15 protein-coding genes are annotated in these 15630 nt (G+C 72.8%); 7 read left to right on the top strand and 8 right to left on the bottom strand.

Annotated features, from left to right (window positions below; genetic code table 11):
- Positions 1–6: 6 nt before the first annotated feature.
- On the top strand, positions 7–603 hold the full coding sequence (locus K7B10_RS10400; RefSeq protein ID WP_229335826.1) for a TetR/AcrR family transcriptional regulator: 597 nt from the start codon (positions 7–9) through the stop codon (positions 601–603).
- A gap of 60 nt (positions 604–663) precedes the next feature.
- On the opposite strand, the gene K7B10_RS10395 is transcribed toward K7B10_RS10400, so the two are convergent.
- The 4 genes from K7B10_RS10395 to K7B10_RS10380 form a co-directional block, all read right to left on the bottom strand.
- On the bottom strand, positions 664–1854 hold the full coding sequence (locus K7B10_RS10395) for a GDSL-type esterase/lipase family protein (protein ID WP_229335825.1): 1191 nt from the start codon (positions 1852–1854) through the stop codon (positions 664–666).
- 269 nt (positions 1855–2123) lie between these two features.
- Positions 2124–3752: a malate synthase A gene (gene aceB / locus K7B10_RS10390; protein ID WP_229335824.1), complete on the bottom strand. Its 1629-nt coding sequence runs from the start codon at positions 3750–3752 to the stop codon at positions 2124–2126.
- A gap of 273 nt (positions 3753–4025) precedes the next feature.
- Complete coding sequence (locus K7B10_RS10385) at positions 4026–4640, bottom strand: nucleotidyltransferase family protein (protein ID WP_229335823.1); 615 nt, start codon at positions 4638–4640, stop codon at positions 4026–4028.
- Positions 4604–4816 carry a hypothetical protein gene (locus K7B10_RS10380; RefSeq protein ID WP_229335822.1) on the bottom strand — a complete coding sequence of 71 codons (213 nt, stop codon included), beginning with the start codon at positions 4814–4816 and terminating at the stop codon, positions 4604–4606. Before K7B10_RS10380 ends, K7B10_RS10385 begins: the two co-directional genes overlap by 37 nt.
- An 88-nt stretch (positions 4817–4904) precedes the next feature.
- Between K7B10_RS10380 and yczR the strand changes: the two genes are divergently transcribed.
- Entirely contained in the window at positions 4905–6392 is a 1488-nt protein-coding gene (gene yczR / locus K7B10_RS10375) for a MocR-like transcription factor YczR (protein ID WP_229335821.1), read from the top strand.
- Between the two features lie 39 nt (positions 6393–6431).
- On the opposite strand, the gene K7B10_RS10370 is transcribed toward yczR, so the two are convergent.
- Positions 6432–7061 (bottom strand): response regulator, encoded by a 630-nt coding sequence (locus K7B10_RS10370; RefSeq protein ID WP_229335820.1) that lies wholly within the window; start codon positions 7059–7061, stop codon positions 6432–6434.
- Complete coding sequence (locus K7B10_RS10365) at positions 7061–8260, bottom strand: sensor histidine kinase (RefSeq protein WP_229335819.1); 1200 nt, start codon at positions 8258–8260, stop codon at positions 7061–7063. The genes K7B10_RS10370 and K7B10_RS10365 overlap by 1 nt, the downstream gene beginning before the upstream one ends.
- Before the next feature lie 134 nt (positions 8261–8394).
- Here K7B10_RS10365 and K7B10_RS10360 point away from each other — a divergent pair, with 134 nt between their 5' ends.
- Together K7B10_RS10360 and K7B10_RS10355 are read left to right on the top strand one after the other, a co-directional pair.
- Positions 8395–9483, top strand: a complete 1089-nt coding sequence (locus K7B10_RS10360; RefSeq protein WP_229335818.1) for an ABC transporter permease — start codon at positions 8395–8397, stop codon at positions 9481–9483.
- Positions 9480–10190 carry an ABC transporter ATP-binding protein gene (locus K7B10_RS10355; protein WP_229335817.1) on the top strand — a complete coding sequence of 237 codons (711 nt, stop codon included), beginning with the start codon at positions 9480–9482 and terminating at the stop codon, positions 10188–10190. Before K7B10_RS10360 ends, K7B10_RS10355 begins: the two co-directional genes overlap by 4 nt.
- 70 nt (positions 10191–10260) lie before the next feature.
- Here the strand turns inward: K7B10_RS10355 and K7B10_RS10350 are convergent, their stop codons facing one another.
- Positions 10261–11064 carry an IclR family transcriptional regulator gene (locus K7B10_RS10350; RefSeq protein WP_229335816.1) on the bottom strand — a complete coding sequence of 268 codons (804 nt, stop codon included), beginning with the start codon at positions 11062–11064 and terminating at the stop codon, positions 10261–10263.
- A gap of 329 nt (positions 11065–11393) precedes the next feature.
- On the opposite strand from K7B10_RS10350, the gene allB reads away from it, so the two are divergent.
- Positions 11394–12734 (top strand): allantoinase AllB, encoded by a 1341-nt coding sequence (gene allB / locus K7B10_RS10345; protein ID WP_229335815.1) that lies wholly within the window; start codon positions 11394–11396, stop codon positions 12732–12734.
- Positions 12735–12737: 3 nt separating this feature from the next.
- Positions 12738–13856 carry an allantoicase gene (gene alc, locus K7B10_RS10340; RefSeq protein WP_229335814.1) on the top strand — a complete coding sequence of 373 codons (1119 nt, stop codon included), beginning with the start codon at positions 12738–12740 and terminating at the stop codon, positions 13854–13856.
- A gap of 100 nt (positions 13857–13956) precedes the next feature.
- Here alc and K7B10_RS10335 read toward each other — a convergent pair whose 3' ends face one another.
- The gene (locus K7B10_RS10335) at positions 13957–14697 is read right to left on the bottom strand and encodes a 3-oxoacyl-ACP reductase family protein (RefSeq protein WP_229335813.1); all 741 of its coding nucleotides are present in this window, start codon (positions 14695–14697) and stop codon (positions 13957–13959) included.
- A 208-nt stretch (positions 14698–14905) separates the two neighbouring features.
- Here K7B10_RS10335 and K7B10_RS10330 point away from each other — a divergent pair, with 208 nt between their 5' ends.
- Positions 14906–15526, top strand: coding sequence for a dihydrofolate reductase family protein (locus K7B10_RS10330; RefSeq protein WP_229335812.1), 621 nt, complete (start codon positions 14906–14908; stop codon positions 15524–15526).
- The last annotated feature ends 104 nt before the right edge of the window (positions 15527–15630 follow it).

Raw genomic sequence — 15630 nt, 5'->3', positions numbered from 1 at the left:
GGCCCGATGGGGACAACCGCAACGCAGCCGAGCCTGTGGGACCGCTCCCGGCAGGCCGTGGTCGCGAGCATCTTCGACACCGCCATGCGGCTCTTCGCCGAGCAGGGGTACGAGGCCACGACCATCGCGCAGATCGCCAAGGAGGCGGGCATCTCCCAGCGGTCGCTGTTCCGGTACTTCGGTACCAAGGAGGACATCGTCTGCGGAGAGCAGGAGGAGCTCGGGGAGCTGCTGCGCGCGACGGTGGAGGCCCAGCCGGCCGCCGCCACCCCGTGGGAGGCCCTGCGCGCCGGTTTCGAGGTGCTCATGGAGGCGCACGGAGACCCCGGGCAGCTGCTCGAGATCACGACGCTGATCTTCCACACCCCGCCACTGCGCGCCCGCTACACGCAGAAGCGGCTGCGCTGGCAGGAGCTCGTCCAGCCCGCCGTCACGGCCCGGATGGCCGCCGGGGAGGGCCCGGTCCCGCAGGTGCGCGCCGCGGCCGTGACCGCCACCGTCTTCGCCTGCGTGGACGCCGCCACCGAGGCCTGGGTCCGCAGCGGCGGCAGCGCCGACCTGGCGTCCCTGTACGACGAGGCGCTGGCCGCCGTACGCGGCTGAGCGAACGGCGAAGGGCGCCCGCGGAAACCTCCGCAGGCGCCCCGGACCGGAACGCGGTCATCAGGGGGCGGACGTCAGGAACATGCCCGTCTGGTCCGCTCCGGCGGTGTTCTTGCAGCTCGACGCGGAGTTCGCGGGCTGGGCGACGGCGAGGTTCAGGCAGCGCCCGAGCGCCAGCTGGCCGAAGTGGTTGGGGTGCATCGACTCCTGCACCAGCCCCTGCGTCTCGCTGCTGTCGATCCAGCGCGCCCACTCGCTCGTCTTCGCCGAAGCGGGCGCCGAGCTGCTCACCTGCTTGCTGGCCTTCGCGCACACCTCGCGGCCCTGCATCATGTCCCGCAGGTCCAGGAACTGCACGCCCTTGGCGGCGGCAACCCCCTTGAGGCGGCCCGCGATCTGCGGCACGAGCGAATCGCGCGCCCAGTCGGAGTCCCGGTTCCAGAACGGGCAGCCGCCGGTGTTGAGGCGGCTCCAGTCGCTCTGCGTGTACCGGTTCTCGGCGCCGCGGGGGATCGGCGACGGGTAGGACTGGAGCACGATCCGGTACGCGGAGTCGGCGTACCCGGCGGCCCGCATCACGGCGCGGATCTCGTCGACGGACTTGCCGACGTTCGCCATCACCGCGTCCATCTTCTCGTCGACCCCGTACTGCTGGTCGTCGTAGCAGTACGAGTTCCACAGGACGAAGTCGAGGGCGCAGTCCTTGATGATGTCGGCGAAGCCGAGGTCGTTGCCGCCGATGGACAGGGCGATGACCTTGACGTTGTTGGCGCGGGCCACGGTGGCGAGCTGATCGGCCTGCGGGGCCTCGCCCTTGAAGGCCACGCCGCCGTTGGAGGCGCGGAAGACGTTCTCCGAAGTCGCCCCGGAGCAGGCCAGGTTCACGGCCACATCGGCGATGGCTCCGGCGCTCTTGACCTCGGCGGAGTCGGAGCGGTGGCAGCCCCCGGCGGTGCTGCCGTACACCTTGGCGGGGTCGTAGGTGCTCCCGGAGACCCAGGCGCGGTCCGTCCCGGTGCGATTCCCGCTGTTGGTCAGGCTGTTGCCCTTCCAGCGGCCGGCCTCGCCGGAGATGTAGCTGTCGCCCATGGACACCACGGCGGTGGGCCCGGTCCCGGGACTGGCCACGGAGGTCCCGGCGGAGCCGGCGACCAGAGCGCCGGCGGCGAGCGGCAGAACCATCCCGGCCCCGGCGAGCCGTCGCACTCGACTACGGGCCCGGTCCTTGCTGGCGTTGCGGAATCCGATCACGGCGGAACTCCTGCGGTCGGCCATGGCGATGCCGAAGCGAACTCCGGTGCATGGCTGGGGAAGTGGGGGTACCGCCGGCCGGTGGCATCGGAAAGGTGACACGGCGCGCGTTGTTACCGCTAGGTACAGGAAAGTTACGATGGAGTAACAACCGATCGATCGGTCGGGCCGCCAAGGTTCCGCTTCCGCGGCCGGGTTCCGCAAACACCTCCGCCCCCCAGGCCTGGCGGGGCCTGGGGGGCGGAGGTGGGGTTCGGGTGGGGTGTGGGTCAGCCGACCAGCTGGTCGTACGCGGGGAGGGTGAGGAAGTCCGCGTAGTCCGCGTCCAGGGCGACCTGGAGGAGGAGGTCGTGGGCCTGCTGCCACTTTCCGGCCGCGAAGGCCTCCTCGCCGATCTCGGCGCGGATCGCCGCCAGTTCCCCGGCGGCGAGCTCGCGGGTGAGGTCCGCGGTGGCCGTCACGGGCCGGCCGTCGTGCTCGAAGACGACTCCGGCGTTGATCCACTGCCAGATCTGCGAGCGGGAGATCTCGGCCGTGGCCGCGTCCTCCATCAGGCCGAAGATGCCGACGGCGCCCAGGCCGCGCAGCCAGGCCTCGATGTAGCGGATGCCGACCTGGACGGCGTTGCGCAGGCCCTCGTACGTCGGCCTCGCGTCCAGCGAGTCGATCGCGATGAGCTCGCCCGGGGCCACCGAGACGTCCTCGCGCAGCCGGTCCTTCTGGTTCGGCTTCTCGCCGAGGACCGCGTCGAAGGAGGCCATCGCGATCGGGACGAGGTCGGGGTGGGCCACCCACGAGCCGTCGAAGCCGTCGCCGGCCTCGCGGTCCTTGTCCGCCTTGACCTTCTCGAACGCGACCCGGTTGGCCTCGGCGTCCTTGCGGGACGGGATGAAGGCCGCCATGCCGCCGATGGCGTGCGCGCCGCGCTTGTGGCAGGTGCGGACCAGGAGTTCGGTGTACGCCCGCATGAACGGGGCCGTCATCGTCACCGCGTTGCGGTCCGGGAGGACGAACTTCTCGCCGCCGTCACGGAAGTTCTTCACGATCGAGAACAGGTAGTCCCAGCGGCCCGCGTTCAGGCCCGCCGCGTGGTCGCGCAGCTCGTAGAGGATCTCCTCCATCTCGTACGCGGCCGTGATGGTCTCGATCAGGACGGTCGCGCGGACCGTGCCCTGCGGGATGCCGACGTAGTCCTGCGAGAAGACGAAGATCTCGTTCCAGAGGCGCGCCTCCAGGTGCGACTCCGTCTTCGGCAGGTAGAAGTACGGACCCTTGCCGAGCTCGATGAGCCGCTTGGCGTTGTGGAAGAAGTACAGGCCGAAGTCGACCAGCGCGCCCGGGACCGGCCGGCCCTCGGCCTGGAGGTGGCGCTCCTCCAGGTGCCAGCCGCGCGGGCGCATCACGACGGTCGCCAGCTGCTCGGCCGGCTTCAGGGCGTACGACTTGCCCGTGCGCGGGTCCGTGAAGTCGATGCGGCGCTCGTAGGCGTCGATGAGGTTGAGCTGGCCGAGGACGACGTTCTCCCAGGTGGGAGCGGAGGCGTCCTCGAAGTCGGCGAGCCAGACCTTGGCGCCCGAGTTCAGGGCGTTGACGGTCATCTTGCGGTCGGTCGGACCGGTGATCTCCACACGGCGGTCGTTCAGCGCGGCCGGCGCCGGCGCGACCTTCCAGTCTCCCTCGCGGACCTGTGCGGTGTCCGGGAGGAAGTCGAGGTGGGAGGTGCGGGCGATTTCGGCGCGGCGCTCGGCGCGGCGGGCGAGGAGCTCGTCGCGGCGGGGCGTGAACCGCCGGTGGAGCTCGGCCACGAACGCGAGGGCCGCCTCGGTCAGGACTTCGTCCTGCCGGGGCAGGGGCTCGGCGTCGACGATGGCCAGCGATGACGGCGCTGGTGCGGACATATCTGTCACTCCTTCAGCGGCGGTGCCTGGCGGCCGCGGGGAATGCTCGCGCAGGACGGCACGCAGTGCCGTCGGGTGTGGAGAGTTCCGGGATACGGTCGCGGGCGCCGTCTGGGGGTTCAGGGCGCTTCTGACCAGTGGATAGTAATTTCCTTATGGTGGAAGTTCAATGGTTTGTTGATGTCGAGATTCTCTGAGTCGACAGAGTCCTGCGCCCGGTGGCCCTCAGTGCCACCGTCGTCACTGCCCGCTCAACCACCCCGTGACCGCCGCTCAAGCGAGTCGTGCCAGGTCGGGCGGGGTGTCGATGTCGAAGGCCTCGGCGATGTCCCCGCACTCCACCAGCGTGAGCTCGTCCGCGTGATCTGTCAGGTGCACCCGCGCGCCCTTGTCCCCCTCCGCCGTCGCCGTGATGTCCGCCCAGCGGTCCGAGCCGAAGAGCACCGGATGCCCGCGCTCCCCGTCGTACGCCGCGGCCGCCAGGCTCGCGGGGGAGCGGTACGCCTCCCGGACGCGGGCCACGGCCGCCGGCCCGATGCCCGGCTGGTCCACCAGCGAGACGAGGGCCGCGCGGGCGCCCGTACCGGCGAGCGAGGCGAGGCCCGCGCGCAGGGACGAGCCCATGCCCTCCGCCCAGTCCGGGTTGTCCACGACCACGCAGCCGGTCAGGTCCGCCCGCTCGCGGACCTCGGCCGCGGAGGCGCCGAGCACCACGTGGACCGGACCGCAGCCCGCCTCGCGCAGCACCCGTACGGCGTTCTCGACCAGCGGACGGCCGCGGTACGGGAGCAGGGCCTTGGGGCGGCCCCCCAGGCGTCGGCCGCCGCCGGCGGCGAGGAGCAGGCCCGCGATCACCGGGCTCGGGCTTGAGTGTGTGGTGGGTGGCATGTCAGTGATTCTCGCCCCTGCGGCGTGGCGCGCGGCCGCCGCGCCAGGAGGCGTCGTACGGCGGCCAGGGCGGGTCCGAGGCGCAGCGGCCGGGAGATCCGGTTCTCCGTCGCCGCCACCAGGGCGCGTTCGTCGCGGTCGGTCAGGCGGGTCAGCGGGGTCAACTGCGCCGACATGGAAGGTCTCCTTGCCAATCGGGGGCCAATGCCGCGAGTCTGGACCCTCGATTGGTCTGGTCGGCAGAGCCAATCGGGGGAGGTTGGCATGGCAAACGGGCGAGTCGTCCAGACGGCGGACAGAACCCTCGGCAGTCGCCAGCTCGCGGCGCTGCTGCCCTCCGAGGTGCTGGCCCGCCCCGGCTACCGGTCCCTGGCCGACGCCGTGCGGACGCTGATCCTCGACGGCCGGATCGCCCTGCGCGTACGGCTGCCCGCCGAGCGCGAGCTCGCCGAGGCGCTCGGCGCCAGCCGCGCCACCGTCACCGGCGCCTACGACCTGCTGCGCGAGAGCGGCTACGTCCGCAGCCGGCGCGGCTCCGGCACCTGGACCGAGCTCCCCGAGGGCCACGGCGCCGTCGGCGCGCACCTGCTGCTCGGATCCGGCGGGTACCAGGCCGACGGCGATCCCGGGATCGACCTGGCCATCGCCGCCCTCGGCGCCCCCGAGGACAGCCTCACCGAGGCCCTCGCCTGGGCCGCCCCGCGGCTGCCGGGGCTCGCCCGGAGCCCCGGCTACCACCCCTTCGGGCTGCCCGACCTGCGCAGCGCCGTCGCCGAGCGGTTCACCCGGCGGGGGCTGGCGACCCGCCCCGAGCAGATCCTGGTCACCGCCGGCGCCCAGCAGGCGTTCTCGCTGGTGGTGAGCCTGCTGTGCGGGCCCGGGGACCGGGTGGTGACCGAGAACCCCACGTACGCGAACGCCCTCGACGCGCTGCGGCACGCACGGCTGCGCACCGGGTCGATCGCGGTCTCCGACGCGGGCTGGGACATGGAGATCGCCGAGTCCACGCTGCGGCAGACCGTGCCGAGGCTGGCGTACGTCGTCCCCGACTTCCACAACCCGACGGGCCTGCTGATGCCGCAGGAGCTGCGGCTGCGGCTGCTGGCCGCGACGCGGCGGACCGGGACGTGGCTCGTGGTCGACGAGACCATCGCCGACATCGCCCTCGACGTGCCGGCGCCCGCGCCGCTGGCCTCGCTGGCGCCCAGGGGCGGGGCGGAACACGTCGTGACGATCGGCTCGCTCAGCAAGACGCACTGGGGCGGGCTGCGGGTGGGGTGGGTACGGGCCACCGCGAAGATGATCACGGAGCTGGCAGCGGTGAAGGTGGCCGCGGACATGACCGGGTCGGTGCTGGACCAGCTGGTGGCGCAGCCGCTGCTGGAGGGGCTGGAGCGGACCCTGCCGGCGCGACTCGCGCAGTTGCGGGGGCAGCGGGAGGCATTGGAGCGGGCGCTCGAACGGCACACTCCGGAGTGGTCGTGGGAGCGGGGGCCGGGCGGGCTGTCGCTCTGGGTGGACCTGGGGGAGCCGGTCGGCTCGGCGCTGGCGGAGCGGGCGGGGGCCTGCGGCGTGCACGTCGGGCGGGGGGCGCGGTTCGGGGTGGATCCGGGGACGTTCGAGCATCGGCTGCGCATTCCGTACACGCTGGGGCCGGAGCTGCTGGACGAGGCCGTACGGCGCCTCGCGGCGGCCTTCCACGACGGCGTTCCGCTGGCTCCGGCGGTGGAGCGGCCGCACTGGGTGGCCTAGGGGACGTCTTGCCGATCAGGCCCTGGCGGTGCCCGGCGGCTACGGAGTGCGGATCAGGCGGCGGGAGGCGGCCGCGGCCACCGCCGACGTGCGGGAGTCGACGCCCAGCTTCGCGTAGATGTGGACCAGGTGGGATTTGACCGTGGCCTGGCTCAGGAAGAGCTTCTTCGAGATCTGCTGGTTCGACAGGCCGTCCGCGACCAGCTGGAGCACCTCCAGCTCCCGCTTCGTCAGCGCCTGCGCAGGCATCCGCATGCGGTCCATCAGGCGCAGCGCCACGGCCGGCGCCAGTGCCGACTGGCCGGCCGCCGCCGTGCGGACCGCCGCCGCCAGCTCCTCCGGCGGGGCGTCCTTCAGCAGGTAGCCCGACGCGCCGGCCTCCACCGCCGCGAGGATGTCCGCGTCCGTGTCGTAGGTGGTCAGCACCAGGACGCGGGGCGCCCCCGGCCGGGCCGTGATCGCGGCCGTCGCCGCCGAGCCGTGCATGCCCGTACCGAACTGGAGGTCCATGAGGACCACGTCCACCGGCTCGGAGGCGGCCAGCTCCACCGCCCGCTCGGCGGTGGCGGCCTCCGCGACCACGGCGAAGTCCGGCTCGGTGTCCAGCACCGCGCGCAGCCCGGCCCGGACCACCGGGTGGTCGTCGGCGAGCAGCAGGCGGATCGTCATCAGGATGCCTCCAGGGGCAGCGGCAGGGTGACGGCCACGGCGGTGCCCTGGCCGGGGGAGGACTCGACCGTGAACAGGCCGCCGAGGGTCTCGGCCCGCGAGCGCATGGCGGGGAGGCCGAAGCCGCCCTCGCCGGAAGGGGCCGAGGAGGGTTCAAAGCCGTTGCCGTCGTCCACGACGTCCAGCGTCACCGACGCGTCCATGAAGGTCAGGGTGATCTCGGCGCGGTCGGCGCGGGCGTGCTGGACGACATTGGCCAGCGCCGACTGCGCGATGCGGAGCAGGGCGACCTCGTACGGGGTCGGCAGGACCCGCGGCGCGCCGCTCAGGCAGAACCGGACGCGCGGCCCCGGAGCCGCCGCGCACAGCCGCTCCAGCGCGGCGGCGAGCGACCCGTGCTCCAGGTCGGGAGGGGTGAGCGCCCGTACGAAGCGGCGCGCCTCGGCGAGGTTCTCCTGGGCCGCCTCCCGGGCCCGGCCGATGTGCTCCAGGGCCGGGGCGTCCTGCGGAAGGGATCGTTCCGCCGCGCGCAGGAGGAGCTGGATCGAGGACAGGCCCTGCGCCAGGGTGTCGTGGATCTCGCGGGCCAGGCGCTCCCGCTCCGCCAGGATCCCGGCGTCCCGCTCGGCCGCGGCCAGTTCGGCGCGGGTGGCGATGAGCTCCTCGATCAGCTCGCGGCGGCGTTCGCTCTCGCGGTACAGCGCCTGGTAGCCCAGTACGGTCGCCACCGCCACGGCCCCGCCGAGCAGCGGTCCCAGGAAGGCCCCCGGCGAGACCACGCCGCCCTGCGCGTGCGCCAGGAAGCCGCCGATCGCCGCGCACGCGGTCACCGCGACGGCCGCGATCGCCCAGCGCAGCCGCAGCAGGTGCAGCTCCAGGAAGTACAGCGGGAACGCGATCCACAGCCCGTCGGGGGAGATCACCAGCAGCCCCGCCCACGCCGCGCCCAGCGCGGCCAGCCACACCGCCGCGGCGCGCGGCGAGCGGTGCACCGAGGGGGCCAGTACGCCGGCCACGTACACGGCGGCCAGCACCGCGCAGGCGGCGACCACTCCGCCGGCGTGCGGCGCGGAGTCGGTGACGGCCCGCCCGGCGGCCAGCGCGAGCAGCCCGAACAGCAGCGCGTGCAGGCACAGGCGCAGCACGCGCGAGACGGGGGTCAGGGGACGCGGAGCGGAGGGTTCCGTAGTGGCAGCCATGGCCTTGACAGCGTAAGCCGGGACGCGCGGCACCCGGTCAATCGAAAGTTTGATGTGCGGATGCGTCCTTCGATACCAGGATCGCTACCGCGGCGCGATGCCTTGTGTCCACGGGGAGGACCAGGGTGGGGACCATGTTTGTCGCATGGAGAGATCTACGGTTCGCCAAGGGCCGCTTCGCCCTCATGGGCTCGGTCGTACTGCTGATCACGCTGTTGGTCGGCCTGTTGTCGGGGCTCACCGCCGGACTGGCCCGGGAGAACGTCTCGGCCGTCACCGGACTGCCCGCCGGCCACCTCGCCTTCGCCGCGCCGGCCGGTGACCAGAAGGTGTCCTTCGCCAACTCCCAGGTGTCCGAGAAGGCCTGGCGGGCCTGGCGGGCGCAGCCCGGCGTGAAGTCCGCCGAGCCGCTCGGCATCCGCACCACCAACGCGTCCGCGGGCGCCCGCACCGCCGCGGTCTCCGTCTTCGGCGTAGACCCGGCCGGCCCCCTCCCGCCCCGCGGCGGCGGCCTCTCCCAGGGGCAGGTGGTCCTCACCGAGAAGGCCGCCAAGGAACTCGGCGGCCTGGCCGCCGGCGGCACACTGAAGATCGGTCCGCTGGAGCTGACCGTGGCCGCCGTCTCCGGCACCGCCGCCTACAGCCACACCCCGGTCGTCTGGATGGACCTGAACGACTGGCAGCGCATCGGCAACCCCGGCACGTCCATCGACACCCTCGCCACCGTCATCGCGCTCGACACCACCGCTTCCGCCGACCTCGCCGCCGGGGACGCGGCGGCGGCCACCACGGCCCAGACCATCGACGAGGCACTCGGCGCCATAGGGTCCTACCAGGCCGAGAACGGCTCGCTCCAGCTGATGCGCGGCTTCCTCTTCGCCATCTCCGCCCTCGTCATAGGGGCCTTCTTCACGGTGTGGACGATCCAGCGCAGCGGTGACATCGCCGTACTGAAGGCACTGGGCGCCTCCACCCCGTACCTGCTGAAGGACGCCCTCGGCCAGGCCGTCGTCATGCTCGCGATCGGCACCGGTCTCGGTACGGCGCTCGCCGCCGGATTCGGCGCGCTGATCAGCGGGGGCGACGTGCCCTTCGTCCTCGACACCGCGACCGTACTGGTGCCCGCCGCGATCATGATCGCGCTGGGCGCGCTGGGCGCGGCCCTGTCCATCCGGCGGATCACCGCCGTCGACCCCCTGACCGCCCTCGGGAGCGCCCGATGACCCTGCTCGTGCACGACGTCACCCTCACCTACCCGGACGGCGAGAGCCGGCTCACCGCCCTCGACCGGGTCCGCCTGGAGGTGCCCGCGGGCACCTTGACCGCGGTGATAGGACCCTCGGGATCCGGCAAGTCCAGCCTGCTGGCCGTCGCCGCCACCCTGGTCACCCCGGACTCCGGCCAGGTGGTGGTGGCCGGACAGGACACCGCCCGGCTGAGCGCGGCCGAGAAGTCGGCCCTGCGCCGCGAGAAGATCGGGATCGTCTTCCAGCAGCCGAACCTGCTGGCCTCGCTGACGGCCGCCGAGCAGCTCCAGGTGATGGCCCACCTGTCGGGCCGCCCCGCGCGGACGCTGCGCCGCCGGGCACTGGAGCTGCTGGACGCGGTGGGGCTGGCCGACAAGGCCGACAAGCGGCCCCACCAGCTCTCCGGCGGCCAGCGACAGCGGGTCAACATCGCCCGCGCCCTGATGAACGAGCCGGCGGTGCTCCTGGTCGACGAGCCCACGAGCGCCCTGGACCACGAGCGCGGGGCGGCCGTACTCGACCTGCTGGTCACGCTGACCCGTGAGCGGTCCACGGCGACGGTGCTGGTCACCCACGACCACGCCCACCTGGAGCGGATGGACCGGACGTCGACGATGACGGACGGCCGCCTGACGCGGGCCGCATCCCGTGAGCCCGGGTCCGAGACGGTCCCGGCCGCCTGAGTGCCCGCACGTACGCCAGGACCCCGGCCCCCTCCGATGAGGGGCCGGGGCCCTGGCGTACGGACCGGACCTACGCGGGGTTCTGGCTCTGCAGCGCCACCGACAGCTCGGCCGCGACGTTCTGCAGGATCGGCACGAAGGACTCGGCCACGGCCTCGGTCACCCGGCCCGCCGGACCCGAGATGGAGATCGCGGCGGCGGTCGGCGAGTTCGGCACCGACACGGCCAGGCAGCGGACCCCTATCTCCTGCTCGTTGTCGTCGACCGCGTAGCCCGACTTGCGGACCTGCTCGAGGGCCTCCAGGAAGCCCTCCGGCGTGGTGATGGTCTTCTCGGTCGCGGCCGGCATCCCGGTGCGCGCCAGCAGCGCCCGCACCTCGTCGGCGGGCGTGTACGCGAGCAGCGCCTTGCCCACGCCGGTGGAGTGGGGCAGCACCCGGCGGCCGACCTCGGTGAACATGCGCATGGAGTGCTTGGAGGGCACCTGTGCGACGTAGACGATCTCGTCCCCGTCGAGCAGGGCCATGTTGGCCGTCTCGCCGGTCTCCTCGACCAGGCGGGCCAGGTACGGCCGCGCCCAGGTTCCCAGCAGGCGCGACGCGGACTCGCCGAGGCGGATCAGGCGGGGGCCGAGGGAGTACCGTCGGTTGGGCTGCTGCCGGACGTAGCCGCATGCCACCAGGGTGCGCATGAGGCGGTGGATGGTGGGCAGCGGCAGACCGCTGGCGGTGGAGAGCTCGCTGAGGCCGACCTCGCCCCCGGCATCGGCCATGCGTTCGAGCAGATCGAAGGCGCGCTCAAGGGACTGAACGCCACCGCTGGCGGCGGTGGGCTTCGCGGAAGCGTCGGTGGTGCTGGCGCTGGACGTCGGCACGGCGCGGTCCTTTCGGTGCTGGCAGGCAAGGAAGCAGCCTACCGGTCGGTCGGCGTCGGCCCTAGAGCCGGGTCGAAGCCGTCCCCGCCGGTCAGAGGGGGTTTGTCCGGGTCGCGGACGTCCTCGGGAAGTTACCCGCCCGCCCCCCGGTGGCGGTAGCTACATTCTGGATAGTGAAATCTTAATTCCATCCTGTGGAAACATCCAATTGCGGCGCCGGTGTGTCGGTGCTCTGTCCGGCGGCTCTTGACTGGCCCCGGATCGGCGGCGAGACTCCGTCAACAGAACGTTGAATTTCGCTCTGTGGAAGTAGATGGGGAGGTTCCGGCGTGTCCGACGACGTGGAACTGGTACTGCGCTCGACTCGCGTCATCACCCCCGGGGGGACGCGCGCCGCTTCGGTCGCCGTCGCCGCCGGGAAGATCGTCGCCGTACTGCCGCACGACGCCGAGGTGCCGGCCGGCGCCCGGCTGGAGGACTTCGGCGACGACGTCCTGCTCCCCGGGCTGGTCGACACCCACGTGCACGTGAACGACCCGGGCCGCACGGAGTGGGAGGGCTTCTGGACGGCCACCCGCGCCGCCGCTGCCGGAGGCGTCACCACGATCCTCGACATGCCGCTGAACTCCCTGCCGCCGACCACCACGGTGGACAACCTCCGCGTCAAGCAGGAGGTCGCCCGCACCAAGGCGCACGTGGACGTCGGCTTCTGGGGCGGCGCCCTGCCGGACAACGTCAAGGACCTCGCCCCGCTGCACGACGCCGGCGTCTACGGCTTCAAGTGCTTCCTGTCGCCCTCCGGCGTCGACGAGTTCCCCGAGCTCGACCAGGAGCAGCTGGCCACCTCCCTGGCCGAGATCACCGGCTTCGGCGGCCTGCTGATCGTGCACGCCGAGGACCCGCACCACCTCGACGCCGCCCCCGTCGTCCCGGGCCCCAAGTACGCCGACTTCCTGGCCTCCCGCCCGCGCGACGCCGAGAACACCGCGATCGGCAACCTGATCGCCCAGGCGAAGCGGCTGAACGCGCGCGTCCACGTACTGCACCTGTCCTCCTCCGACGCGCTGCCGCTGATCGCCGCCGCCAAGGCCGAGGGCGTCCGGATCACCGTCGAGTCCTGCCCGCACTACCTCACCCTCACGGCCGAGGAAGTGCCGGACGGCGCCAGCGAGTTCAAGTGCTGCCCGCCCATCCGCGAGGCCGCCAACCAGGACCTCCTGTGGGACGCGCTCGCCGACGGCACCATCGACTGCATCGTCTCCGACCACTCGCCCTCCACCGCGGACCTGAAGACCAGCGACTTCTCCACCGCCTGGGGCGGCATCTCCTCCCTCCAGCTCGGCCTGCCGGCCATCTGGACCGAGGCGCGCCGCCGCGGCCGGACCCTGGAGGACGTGGTCCGCTGGATGTCCGCGGCCCCGGCCGCCCTCGCCGGGCTGGCGCAGAAGGGCGCGATCGAGGCCGGCCGCGACGCCGACTTCGCCGTGCTCGCCCCCGAAGAAACGTTCACCGTGGACCCGGCCGAACTCCACCACCGCAACCAGGTCACGGCGTACGCGGGCAAGACCCTGCACGGCGTCGTGAAGTCCACCTGGCTGCGCGGTGCGCGGATCGCCGACCACGGCACCCCGACCGAGCCCACGGGCCTCCTCCTCGAAAGGCAGAACTGACCAGTGGCGATTGAATCCTTCACCGGCAACGCGAACCCGTACGGAGGCGGCGACCCGTACGCGGACTACCGCACCGCGGACTTCCCGTTCACCCAGTACGCGAACCTCGCCGCCCGTGAGCTGGGCGCCGGTGTCATCGCCGCCAACGACGAGTTCTTCGCCCAGCGCGAGAACCTGCTGATCTCCGAGGCCGCGCACTTCGACCCCGAGGACTTCGGCCACAAGGGCAAGGTCATGGACGGCTGGGAGACCCGCCGCCGCCGCGGCGTCTCGGCCACCCAGCCCTGGCCCACCCCCGAGGACCACGACTGGGCGCTCGTGCGCCTGGGCGCCCCGGGCGTCATCCGCGGCATCGTCGTCGACACCGCCCACTTCCGCGGCAACATGCCGCAGGCCGTCTCCGTCGAGGCCACCAACTGGACGGGCGCCCTCGCGCCCACCCCGGAGGAGCTCCAGGGCGACGACGTGAAGTGGACGACGATCGTCGCCCGCACCCCGGTCGGCGGCCACGCGGCCAACGGTTTCGAGGTGGACGTGGAGCAGCGCTTCACGCACCTGCGCGTCAACCAGCACCCCGACGGCGGCATCGCCCGCCTGCGCGTCTACGGCGAGGTCCTGCCCGACCCGAAGTGGCTCGAAGCGCTGGGCTCCTTCGACGTCGTCGCCCTGGAGAACGGCGGCTCCGTCCAGGACGCCTCCAACCGCTTCTACTCCCCGCCGGCCAACACCATCAACCCGGGCCGCTCCCGCAAGATGGACGACGGCTGGGAGACCGCCCGCCGCCGCGACAACGGCAACGACTGGATCCGCTACCAGCTGGTGGCCGACTCCGAGATCCGCGCCGTCGAGATCGACACCGCCTACCTGAAGGGCAACTCGGCCGGCTGGGCCTCGCTGTCCGTCAAGTCCGGCGAGGAGGGCGAGTGGACGGAGTTCCTGCCGCGTACCCGCCTGCAGCCCGACACCAACCACCGCTTCGTACTGGACACCCCGGCGGTCGGCACGCACGTGCGGATCGACATCTTCCCGGACGGCGGCTTCTCCCGTCTGCGCCTGTACGGCTCGCTGACGGAGGCCGGCGCGGCCGCGCTGAGCGCCCGCAACCGGGAGCTGGGTGGCTGATCCGCCCCGTGACCGCCCCGGGGGCCGACACTCCCGGGGCCCGCACGGCCCGATGGGGCGCACCGCGAGCGGTGCGCCCCATCGGCGTGTCCGGCGGTCGTCAGGCCGCGTGCCCGCCGTCCACCGCGAACTCGGCGCCCGTCACGTAGGCGGCGTCCGGACCGGTGAGGAAGGACACCAGGCCCGCCACCTCCTGCGCGGTCCCGAAGCGCCCGAGGGCCGTCAGCGCGCTCTGCGCGGCGGCGTAGGGACCGTCCGCCGGATTCATGTCGGTGTCCACCGGGCCCGGGTGCACGAGGTTCGCGGTGATGCCGCGCTCGCCGAGCTCCCGCGCCAGCGCCTTGGTCAGTCCGGTCAGTGCGGCCTTGCTCATCGCGTACAGGGTGCCGCCGGGGCCGGGGACCCGCGCGGTCATGCAGCTGCCGATGGTGACGATCCGCCCGCCGGAGCCCATCCGGGCGGCCGCGGCCCGGGTGGTCAGGAACACGCCGCGCACGTTGACCGCCAGTACCCGGTCCACATCGGCCGGGGTCAGCGCGTCCAGCGGCCCGAGCACGCCGATGCCCGCGTTGTTCACGAGCGCGTCGATCCGCCCCAGGCCCCGTACGGTCTCCTCCACCGCCGCGACCGCCTGCGCCGGGTCGCCCACGTCGGCCCGGACCGACAGGGCGCGCCGGCCGAGCGCCTCGATCCCGGCCACGACCCCCGCCGCGGCCTCCGCGCCGTGGGCGTACGTGAGGGCTACGTCGGCCCCGTCCTGCGCCAGCCGCAGGGCGGTGGCCGCCCCGATGCCGCGGCTGCCGCCGGTCACCAGTGCCACCGCCGCGTCGTTGCTGCTCATGGTCGTGCTCCCTCGTTCTCGCTGCCCGATAAGTCGTTGCGGGTTCAATGAAATCGGGGCAGGGGAGCGGGCGCTGGCGGGAATCGGACCTCGCGTTCGCGCGCGCCGCGCCGATGAGTCCCGGGGCGGCCGGGAGTCTGAACGCGTGCAGGGGGAACCCGGGCAGGGGACCCGCGCAGGAGACACCGGACGCAAGGAGCGCAGAGCCATGGGCAAGCTGACCCTCACCACTTTCGTGACCCTCGACGGCGTGATGCAGGCCCCGGGAGGGCCGGAGGAGGACCCCAGCGGCGGGTTCGAGTACGGCGGCTGGCTGACCCCCTTCCACGACGAGGGCGTGCACGCGTTCACCACCGAGCTGTTCGACCGGGCCGCGGCCTTCCTGCTCGGGCGCCGGACGTACGAGATCTTCGCCGGCTACTGGCCGCAGCGGACCGACCCCACCGACCCGATCGCGAGCCGGCTGAACGGCCTGCCGAAGTACGTGGCCTCGACCACCCTCAAGGATCCGGCCTGGGCGGGGACCACCGTCATCGACGGCGAACAGCTCCAGAGCGAGATCATGCGGATCAAGGACGGGCTGGAGGGCCACCGGGAGCTCCAGGTGCACGGCAGCGGGCAGCTGGCCCAGTGGCTGCTGGCGCGGGACCTCGTGGACGAGCTGAACCTGGAGTTGTACCCCGTATCCCTGGGCACCGGACGGCGGCTGTTCCCGACGGGAGGCCTGCCCACGGCCTACGACCTGGTCGCCTCGCGCACGACACCGAACGGCGCCGCCATCCTCACGTACCGCCCGACCGGCCGGCCCACCTTCGCCGCCTTCGGCTGATCCGGAAGGACGACGCCGGAAGGGCGACCGGAGGGGCGACCGAGGAAGGAGCGCCACGGACACCGGCCGGGGCCCCGGCGGGCCCCGGCGAACCCGCTCGACCG

Source organism: Streptomyces flavotricini (assembly GCF_020639365.1).
Classification (GTDB): Bacteria; Actinomycetota; Actinomycetes; order Streptomycetales; family Streptomycetaceae; genus Streptomyces; species Streptomyces flavotricini.
Note: the sequence above shows the minus strand (reverse complement) of the source record. Positions and strands in the feature narration are given on the sequence as shown.